Source organism: Blautia sp. MSK.20.85, from assembly GCF_013317245.1.
In the GTDB taxonomy this organism is placed as follows: domain Bacteria; phylum Bacillota; class Clostridia; order Lachnospirales; family Lachnospiraceae; genus Blautia_A.
In genome coordinates, this window is sequence record NZ_JAAIUN010000110.1 from 1 (window position 1) to 404 (window position 404).

General features: G+C 43.8%; 2 pseudogenes. Both read right to left on the reverse strand.

Annotated features, from left to right (window positions below):
- A pseudogene (locus tag G5B12_RS17720) lies at positions 1 to 128 on the reverse strand (toprim domain-containing protein); the annotation flags it as partial.
- Positions 129 to 404, reverse strand: a pseudogene (locus tag G5B12_RS17135) (CD1107 family mobile element protein); the annotation flags it as partial.

Below are 404 nucleotides of genomic sequence, written 5' to 3' on the forward strand. Positions count from 1 at the left end.
AGATGTCCTACGCACCAGGAAACGATATAACCGTTTCCCTCCACGTAGCCATCTTTTCTTGTTCTGGCTCCCAGTACCGAAGCCAGTGCCATCGCAACCGATGGCTTTTCTGCAATCACTAATTTCATTTACTCCTGCTCCTCTTCTTCATCTTCCAGCACATTATCGTCAAAATCTTCATCTCTCAGGATTTCCGGTTCTGTACTTTCTTCCTGCTCATCTGCATCATCTACTTCCCGTTTTTCTGACTCTGAATCTTCGGATTCATCTTCATCCTCTTCCATCTCATCCTCGTCATCATATTCATGTTTTGGTTTATAGACTTTGAAGTAATATCCTCCTGCCGCAGCTCCGACTGCAACCAGTGCAATCAAAAGATACGTTCCAAATGGACTTTTATCTTC